Origin of the sequence: Acinetobacter lwoffii (genome assembly GCF_022809915.1) — a bacterium.
Lineage (GTDB): Bacteria > Pseudomonadota > Gammaproteobacteria > Pseudomonadales > Moraxellaceae > Acinetobacter > Acinetobacter lwoffii_M.
In genome coordinates this window covers 26,433-34,994 of sequence record NZ_JALGQY010000005.1, presented here as the reverse complement: position 1 = coordinate 34,994, position 8,562 = coordinate 26,433, and the positions used below count along the sequence as shown (strand labels likewise).

Here is an 8,562-nt window from a genome sequence, read left to right as displayed (position 1 = left end):
TTAAAGTTGCACCTGATTTAATATCAACATTAGATTTAAAAGAGACAAAAGTGGTATGTGCAGATAAAGGCTATGATTCAGAACCACTGCGTGAACAGATCAGGAAAACAGGGACTAAAGCGAATATACCAAAGAAAACAAATAGCCAATCGAACAATGACCATATGGACTGGTATTTATATAAAATCAGGCATTTAGTTGAAAATATGTTTTGTAGATTAAAGCAATTTAGAGGAATAGCTACTCGATATGACAAGCTCAAAAGAAATTATCAAAGTTCTGTTGCTTTAGCCTGTATATTTTTATGGCTACCTTTATAGGGTTAATTATGAACAGTAAATGTCAACAGACCCTAATCTTTAAAATGTACCGGAATCCATTGATAGCTTTTATTGTCTTTAGAATAAATATGTCCAATCCCCGGAAATGGCAAATGTGGTGCTGCTACCGTCTGACCATTTTTCGCATATTCAGCAAAATATTTTAAGCGGGTTTCGATCGCCTTTTTCGGATCGACATCAAAGTCAACGCCGGTCTGTGGGCGATCAAACTGCAGCGTATGTGAGTGCACAATATCTCCAATAAACACCATCTGCTGACCTTTAGATTTTAAGCTAAAACCAAAATGCCCCGGTGTATGTCCAGCCGAACTGATAACATCGAAAGCATGGATTTGATCGCCAGTTTTAAAGGTTTTGAGCTGATTCTTGGCCTGATAGGGTGCAATGGCTTTCTTGATTTTATCGACTGTGCCCAAAAAACCTGCCTGCTTGGCTTTTGGTAATTTTTCTACCGTTGTGGGATTTATCCAGAAATCCAGTTCAGCTTGAGACACATAAATGTTGGCATTGGGAAAATTGGCAACACTATTATTACTTATACCGCATACATGGTCTGGATGTAAATGCGTGAGCAGGATGGCATTGACCTGTTCAGGTTTATGCCCTGAAGCCTTTAAATTGGAATACACTGAACCTAGGTGTGGACCATTACAGCTTGAAGTCCCGCTATCGACCAGAACCATTTCCTTGGCTGTATTGACCAGAAAGGCATTCACGGAGGTTTGGATGCCTTTAGCTTGATCGACGTAGTATTTTTTCAATATCTGGTCTGCTTGAGCTGCTGGAATATCTTTAAATAAGGCTTTGGACAGATAATTGGTGCCATCTAGCAGGGCAGTAATTTGGTAATCCCCGAAGTTATGTTGATAATAACCGGGAACCTGTTTTTGTTGTTGGGTGCTAGAAACGGATTGTGCATGTGTTTGAGAGATACCCGCCATTGAACCTAAAGCAAGCAATGACACGACGAGAGAAGAAGTGAAGTATTTCATAGCTATTCTTATGTAATTAAAGTCAATTCTATGTATTAGCACGGATGCCAGCAAAAAAGAATATGAATATATTTACCATTTTTTAAAATGGAAGTGCTGATTTGTCATCTGTACTAAAAAATCAGTCTGAATCTGTATATTGATTTTTTGAAAGTAAAGAATTTATTTTTAATTAAAATATTATTATAAATAAAATGCTTAGATACATTTCACTTTTTATGAAAAGCTCGTTAACATGGGGTATTACGAACAAGCTTTGGGTGTCGCGATGAGTTTTTGGAAAAGAAAAAACAATGCCAGCTTTGTATTTTTCATTATTACCTTATATTCACTACTTGGTTTTGGACTGGGCTATGTGATTTGGGAATTTGTGTTGCAAGGCTAAGTGACCCAGCAATAAAAAAGCCTCTAGAGATAGAGGCTTTTTTATATTTATAACCTATTTAGCACATTCAGGCTGAGAACGGTCAATCACTTGAGTGCCTTCTACACGATAGCCAATCTGGCCAATAATAAATGCTTGATTAAGCTGAGTAATTACCACATCAGAAAGTGCAACAGCACAACGGTCTTTTTCAATTGCGCGATCTACTGCTGTTTTGAAGTTAGGAATACCAAGTGGGAATAAAATCACAGGAACTTTATCTTCACCTTTAACGCGTTCACCTTTCACAAACTGGTTTGAGTTTAGGTTGTAGTTTTTAGTAGATGCAACTGTCATGTCAGCCATACGTACCGAACAACCTGTAAATGCAATTGTAGACATCGCTAGAACTGAAACTAATAATTTTTTCATGCTTACCCCGAATAATTATAAAAGAATAAAAAAGCGCATTGATTTTATATTAAAAATATTAAAAATCAAGAAAGTAAATTTAACTGATGATATAAAAAAGCCCCTACATACGTAGAGGCTTTTCTTTTCTCAAAACCTAAACTTAAGACACTTTATCACCCGGTTTAGCACCAGATTCAGGTGAAATCACCCAAACACCGTCGCCATTACCCGCAGCTAGCACCATACCGTTAGAGATCCCAAAACGCATTTTACGTGGCGCAAGGTTTGCCACCATCACCACCAGTTTACCTTTTAAGTCTTCAGGTTGGTAAAACTCACGAATACCACTGAACACATTACGTGGCTCAGCTTCACCAACGTTTAAAGTGAGTTGAAGCAGTTTGTCAGAACCTTCAACCGTAGCCGCTTCCAAAACTTCAGCCACACGCAGGTCAACTTTCATAAAATCATCAATATTAATGATTTCAGCTTCACCGACTTTAGGTTCAGCTTTCTTTTCAATCTTCTTCTCTTTTTTCTTCTCAGCTTTTGCTGGTTCAGCAGCAGGAGCAGCTAAAGAATCTTTAGATGCATCCACCATGGCAGCAACCGCTTTTGGATCTACACGTTGCATTAAGGGTTGGAACAATGCAATTTCATGACCCACTAGAATGGTTTTGCGAGAAGCAAAATCGAAGCTTTCAAGTTGCAAGAAATCTTGAACCTGTTGAGCTAGTGTCGGCAATACAGGAGCCAAGTAAACTGCCAATTGACGGAACAGGTTGATCCCCACAGAACATACATCATGAACCTGTTGTTCCTGACCTTCTTGCTTAGCAAGTGCCCAAGGCTTTTTCTCGTCGATGTACTGGTTGGCTTTGTCTGCCAGTGCCATGATTTCACGAATCGCCGCAGAGAATTCACGTGCTTCATAAGCTTGAGCAATTGAACTACCGGCATCAATAAAGCTTTGTACCAATTCAGGTTCAGCACATGTCGTGCTTAACTTGTTATCAAATTTGGTGTTAATGAATTTTGCACAACGGCTGGCAATATTCACGACTTTACCGACCAAATCTGAATTTACTTTCTGAACGAAATCATCAAGGTTCAGGTCAGAATCTTCAACTTTGTCAGAAAGTTTCGACGCGAAGTAATAGCGTAGATATTCAGGATTTAAATGCTCTAAATAGGTTTCCGCTTTAATAAATGTGCCGCGAGATTTTGACATCTTTTGGCCATTGACAGTCAAGAAACCATTCACGAATAAGCCTGATGGCGTGCGGTAGTTTGCACCTTCAAGCATTGCCGGCCAGAACAGGGCATGGAAATACACGATGTCTTTACCAATGAAGTGATAGACCTCATTTTCAGAATCTTTTTTCCAGTAGTCATCAAAATTCAATTCAGGACGTTTGGTTTTGATGTAGTTTTCAAAGCTCGACATATAACCAATCGGCGCATCCACCCAAACATAGAAATATTTGTTTGGCGCATCTGGAATTTCAAAACCGAAGTATGGCGCATCACGTGAGATGTCCCAGTCGTTCAAGCCATTTTCAAACCATTCGTCCAGCTTGTTGGCAATCGATACCGGCAAGCGACCTTCATCACGAGTCCATTTTTGCAGGTATTCACCAAAATTTGGCAATTTAAAGAAGTAATGATCAGATGATTTTTCGACTGGAGTTGCGCCACTTAAAGTGGAATGCGGATTCAACAACTCTGTCGCATTATAAGTTGCACCGCAGACTTCACATGAGTCGCCGTACTGATCTTCCGCCTTACATTTAGGACAGGTGCCTTTAATGAAACGGTCTGACAGGAACATGCCTTTTTCAGGATCAAAAAGCTGGGTCACCGGACGAACTGCAATATTGCCCGCATCACGGTTTTTCACATAGATTTCTGACGCACGAGCACGGTTGGTATCGCTATGTGTAGAATCATAATGATCGAAATGCACACCGAAACCGTCAAAGTCACGAATGTGTTCTTTTTGCACATTGGCAATTTGCGCTTCAGGTGAAATGCCATTCGCTTCGGCACGTAGCATGATCGCGGTTCCGTGAGCATCATCCGCACAGACATAAGTCACATCATGACCCATCGCACGCATGGCACGTACCCAAATATCTGCTTGGATATAGCCAAGTAAGTGACCCATATGAATCGGGCCATTGGCGTAAGGAAGGGCATTGGTGACTAAAATTTTACGCACGGATTCACTCTCTCATTCGTATTCATTATGCAATGGGCCATAATTTTACATGATGCCGAGGGGATTACAAAGAAATGCTTTGCTGAAACCCTGCGAATAGATGGACTTGGACAGCCCGAATACAAAAGCCCGCATCATCTTTAGCATAGAGCTTTTCAATACGGATTTAACTCAGCTCATGCTACATCCTGCAAACAATAGCAACAACATGTACAGGCTTTGTTGCAGTTTGCTTACTTCGCCCGATTCGCGTGATGCTTTGTGCTAAAAAATGGCTGATTGTTTATATGATATGCCTAAGGAGGGTACCTCATGACTCAGCAGAACCAAAACAATACGTCGAAGCAAAATCAAGATAAAGAACAACATGCACGCGAATTGAATGATCAGCTTGCAAAAGAGCAAAAGCAAAATGAGATAGATAAACAGCATAATCAGGAACATAAGAATGGGCAAAGTGCCCAGACCCATGCTGATCAGAAATCTGATACTCAGCACAACGGCAAAGATACAAATGCTGAGCAATCAGCACAAAAAGACAATTCTCAAGAGAACCAGTCCGATAAAAAAACTGAAAGCTTTAAGATGGATGACTTAAAAGCCAAGGCGATTGCGATCGGTGAAGAGCTATTGCAAAAAGGTGAAAAGCTTCTGAATGAGCTGAAACATGGCAAATCTGACAACCAGCAAAATGCTGAGCAAGGTTCGGATGATGCGAAAAAGGCCAAAGCGGATCATGCCTCTCAAGATAAATCATCTAACAAGTCAGATAAACACAATGCTAAAGATGGTCAGACCGATCAGCAGGCAAGTATGGCAAATTTAAAAGATGAAGCCATGCATAAGTTTGAAGATACCAGACAGAAAATCACAGACTTATTCAGTGAAGCCTCGGTTAAGTTCGCTGAGCTGAAACAGATGGCAACTGATACGATGAATAAAATGAAGGATAATCAATCGAAGGAAGGTGATTCTGATCAGCAGCAAGATGCCAAAGATACAGATTCAGAAAGCAGCTCTCAGTCCAAAAAGGATGAATCGAAACAAGATCAGGATAAAAATACCAAGGATCAACAGGACAAATCTGAAAACAATAAAAATCATAAATAGTCTGTGATCGTTAAGCCACTTTAATTACAGAGGGTTAAAGTGGCTTGATCGTCTAAGATCAGTAAAAAAAATTATTACATCAAAATAATTTATCTCTCTTTTCTTTCATTATTTCTATTTACCAAGATTTCATAAAACATTTAAGAAAACCAAGTAAAATGGTTGGAAATTGAAGATATCTCTTTCATCTTCTCCAAGACAGTGCTTAACCTTAGCCTAAAACCCCGTTAAACTAAGCGATTCAGATGTCGATCTACATTTTTGGAGTAACCTATGTCTTGGCTTTCTTCGCTTAAATCGGTTTTTTCGCCTTCCAAGGAGGTGAACGAAGAAGCTGTGCAAAACGTACTGCAAAACTATATCTTGCCAAATTCCAGCAATGCCTTGAAAGATCGTATTACGCAGGTCAATGTACAGGGTGAGATTCTGCAAATCACTTTGAATACCTATCCAGAAGAAAAAGCGCAGCTGCAACAGATTCATGATGAACTGGCGGAAGCTTTGCAAAAATGTGGTATTCAAGAACTGAATATGCATGTGATTCAGCAGAAAACTGGACATAAGAAAGAAGGGGGTTGCGGGCATAACCATGCTGAAGGTGAAAACTGTTCAAGCGAGCCTAAAGCGGAAGCAAAACCCAATCTTCCCCCTGTGGTTGATGCGTCGGCACAGCCTGCAAAAACAGAAGAAGCTGATCCAAATAATCCACCTATTCAAAAAGCTGCGCCGCAACAGCGTGATGTTCCAAAACACCCAAGGATTCAAAATGTGATTCTGGTGTCATCTGGTAAAGGTGGCGTAGGTAAATCGACCACGACTGTAAATCTGGCCTTGGCTCTACAGAAATTAGGCCTGCGCGTAGGCGTACTAGATGCCGATATTTACGGCCCAAGTATTCCGACTATGCTCGGTAATGCCGGCAAAACGCCAATGATCGAAGCAGAGCAGTTTGTCCCTATCGAAGCCTATGGGATGGCGGTATTATCAATTGGCCATTTAACTGGAGATCACAATACTCCAGTCGCCTGGCGTGGTCCAAAAGCCACGGGTGCATTAATGCAGTTATTCAATCAGACCCTATGGCCAGACCTTGATGTGCTGATGATTGATATGCCACCTGGCACAGGTGATATCCAGTTAACTCTCGCGCAGCGTATTCCGGTAACGGGCGCAGTAATTGTGACAACGCCACAAAACGTGGCCTTGCTGGATGCGACCAAAGGCATTGAATTGTTTAACCGCGTGCAGATTCCGATCATGGGCGTGATTGAAAACATGTCGACCCATATCTGCTCAAATTGTGGTTTTGAGGAACAGATTTTTGGTACAGGCGGTGGCGATAAACTGTCTGAGCAATATCAAGTCCCATTATTGGGTCGTTTACCTTTGGATGCTAAAATTCGTGAAAATGCCGATGCTGGAACGCCGTCAGTGATCGCGGGAGATGCTGCTGCAGAAAGCTATATGCTGATTACAGAGAAAATTGCAGCGCAGTTACCTAAAGCAGAGAAAGACCATAGTCGAATTTTTTAATTCTACAGACAATTCAGATATTTAAGCCTTAGCTAAAAGCTAGGGCTTCTTATTTCTTATTTTTAAAATTAGCTCGATTTAAATGATCGAAATTGACTGAAATGACTATCGGGTGTTTATCCTGAAAGCTTATATAAACATTTGAATTAATTAAAATAAATAAATTTAAATTTTAGATCATATGTTCTCTTACAATTATTTTTTTGCAGCACTGACCGAATTCTTCTATGCTACTCGGATTAGAGCGAGGTCAAACTATGATTTCATGGTTTTTTATTGGTTTAGTGGCAACCATTCTTTTAACACCAGGCCCAACCAATACCTTATTGGCATCTTCAGGCATTCAGGTCGGATTTAAAAAAACATTTCGTTTAATTCCTGCGGAAGCCTTTGGTTATCTGATTGCCATTAGCTTATGGGGCATTCTGATCGGAAAAATTTCCGTTCATCTTCCGCTTTTACCGACCATTCTCAAACTTTTTAGTGCTGGCTATATTCTATTTCTCGCTGTGAAATTATGGCGGACTGCAGAAATAAGCGAAAATCTTGAAAATGTCTCGATTCGCGCACGAGAATTATTTTTGGCAACCTTGCTTAATCCTAAAGCACTTTTATTTGCCTCAGCGATCTTTCCTGTCATTGTCTGGAAAAGCGGCCAACATTATGTGACTCATATGCTGGTTTTCTTGCTTCTGTTGATCCCGATTGCATTCTTCTGGACTTTTCTGGGTTCAATCCTGGCCAGAAAAAACAGTCGCTGGCTCAATCAGAAAAACCTGCAGAAAACGGCTTCGCTGGTATTAATGAGCTTTTCCATTCCTTTAAGCTATTCTGCACTTTTAAGTTTATAAGCTGATCTCAATCAGCAATTTTTTGGCAACTTTAGCTCTAAGCCTTTCACTTATTTTCATTAGTGTCAATTTCAGTTAAAGTACGTCGCAATAACTTGTTCTTAAGATTTTTGGATTATATCAATGGCAATTAAGTCTGATCGTTGGATTCGCGAAATGAGCGAAAAACACGGCATGATTGAACCGTATGCAGAAAACCAGGTACGTTTGGATGAAAATGGTCAAAAGCTGATTTCGTATGGCGTATCCAGCTATGGTTATGACGTGCGTTGTGCACGTGAATTTAAAGTATTCACCAATGTGCATTCTGCAATTGTCGATCCGAAGAACTTTGATGAACGCAGCTTTATTGATATCGAGTCGGATGTCTGTATCATTCCGCCTAACTCGTTTGCTTTGGCGCGTACCATCGAATATTTCCGCATTCCACGTAATGTCTTGACCGTGTGCTTGGGCAAGTCTACTTATGCGCGTTGTGGCATCATTGTTAACGTGACTCCGCTTGAGCCAGAGTGGGAAGGACACGTCACTTTAGAGTTTTCAAATACTACCAATCTTCCTGCGCGTATTTATGCAGGTGAAGGTGTAGCGCAGATGCTGTTTTTTGAATCTGATGAAGTCTGTGAAACTTCATATAAAGATCGTGGCGGTAAATATCAAGGTCAGACAGGCGTTACTTTGCCGAAGACCTAATTGTTTTAAAATATTGAATGACGGGACTTTATGTCCCGTTTAT

The 8,562-nt window shown here is 40.4% G+C and carries 8 protein-coding genes and 1 pseudogene; 6 read left to right on the top strand and 3 right to left on the bottom strand.

Translation table 11 applies throughout. From position 1 onward, the window contains the following. A pseudogene (locus tag MTX11_RS04345) lies at positions 1–339 on the top strand (transposase); the annotation flags it as partial. A gap of 13 nt (positions 340–352) precedes the next feature. On the opposite strand, the gene MTX11_RS04340 reads toward MTX11_RS04345, so the two are convergent. Next, entirely contained in the window at positions 353–1,333 is a 981-nt protein-coding gene (locus tag MTX11_RS04340) for an MBL fold metallo-hydrolase (RefSeq protein ID WP_191112549.1), read from the bottom strand. 268 nt (positions 1,334–1,601) lie between these two features. Here MTX11_RS04340 and MTX11_RS04335 point away from each other — a divergent pair, with 268 nt between their 5' ends. Beyond that, complete coding sequence (locus MTX11_RS04335) at positions 1,602–1,718, top strand: hypothetical protein (RefSeq protein WP_086044934.1); 117 nt, start codon at positions 1,602–1,604, stop codon at positions 1,716–1,718. Positions 1,719–1,772: 54 nt separating this feature from the next. On the opposite strand, the gene MTX11_RS04330 is transcribed toward MTX11_RS04335, so the two are convergent. Both MTX11_RS04330 and metG read right to left on the bottom strand, forming a co-directional pair. After that, a complete protein-coding gene (locus tag MTX11_RS04330) occupies positions 1,773–2,129 on the bottom strand; it encodes a hypothetical protein (protein WP_004280734.1) in 357 nt (118 codons plus the stop codon). 142 nt (positions 2,130–2,271) lie between these two features. Beyond that, positions 2,272–4,332: a methionine--tRNA ligase gene (metG, locus tag MTX11_RS04325; protein WP_005247863.1), complete on the bottom strand. Its 2,061-nt coding sequence runs from the start codon at positions 4,330–4,332 to the stop codon at positions 2,272–2,274. Positions 4,333–4,644: 312 nt separating this feature from the next. Between metG and MTX11_RS04320 the strand changes: the two genes are divergently transcribed. The 4 genes from MTX11_RS04320 to dcd all read left to right on the top strand — a co-directional run bounded on the left by MTX11_RS04320 (position 4,645) and on the right by dcd (position 8,519). Next, complete coding sequence (locus MTX11_RS04320; protein WP_243474453.1) at positions 4,645–5,442, top strand: putative sodium/potassium/calcium exchanger; 798 nt, start codon at positions 4,645–4,647, stop codon at positions 5,440–5,442. Between the two features lie 273 nt (positions 5,443–5,715). Then, entirely contained in the window at positions 5,716–6,975 is a 1,260-nt protein-coding gene (gene apbC / locus MTX11_RS04315) for an iron-sulfur cluster carrier protein ApbC (protein ID WP_243474452.1), read from the top strand. A 257-nt stretch (positions 6,976–7,232) separates the two neighbouring features. Beyond that, on the top strand, positions 7,233–7,826 hold the full coding sequence (locus MTX11_RS04310) for a LysE family translocator (protein ID WP_004732019.1): 594 nt from the start codon (positions 7,233–7,235) through the stop codon (positions 7,824–7,826). Between the two features lie 123 nt (positions 7,827–7,949). Then, positions 7,950–8,519: a dCTP deaminase gene (gene dcd, locus MTX11_RS04305; protein WP_004280726.1), complete on the top strand. Its 570-nt coding sequence runs from the start codon at positions 7,950–7,952 to the stop codon at positions 8,517–8,519. The last annotated feature ends 43 nt before the right edge of the window (positions 8,520–8,562 follow it).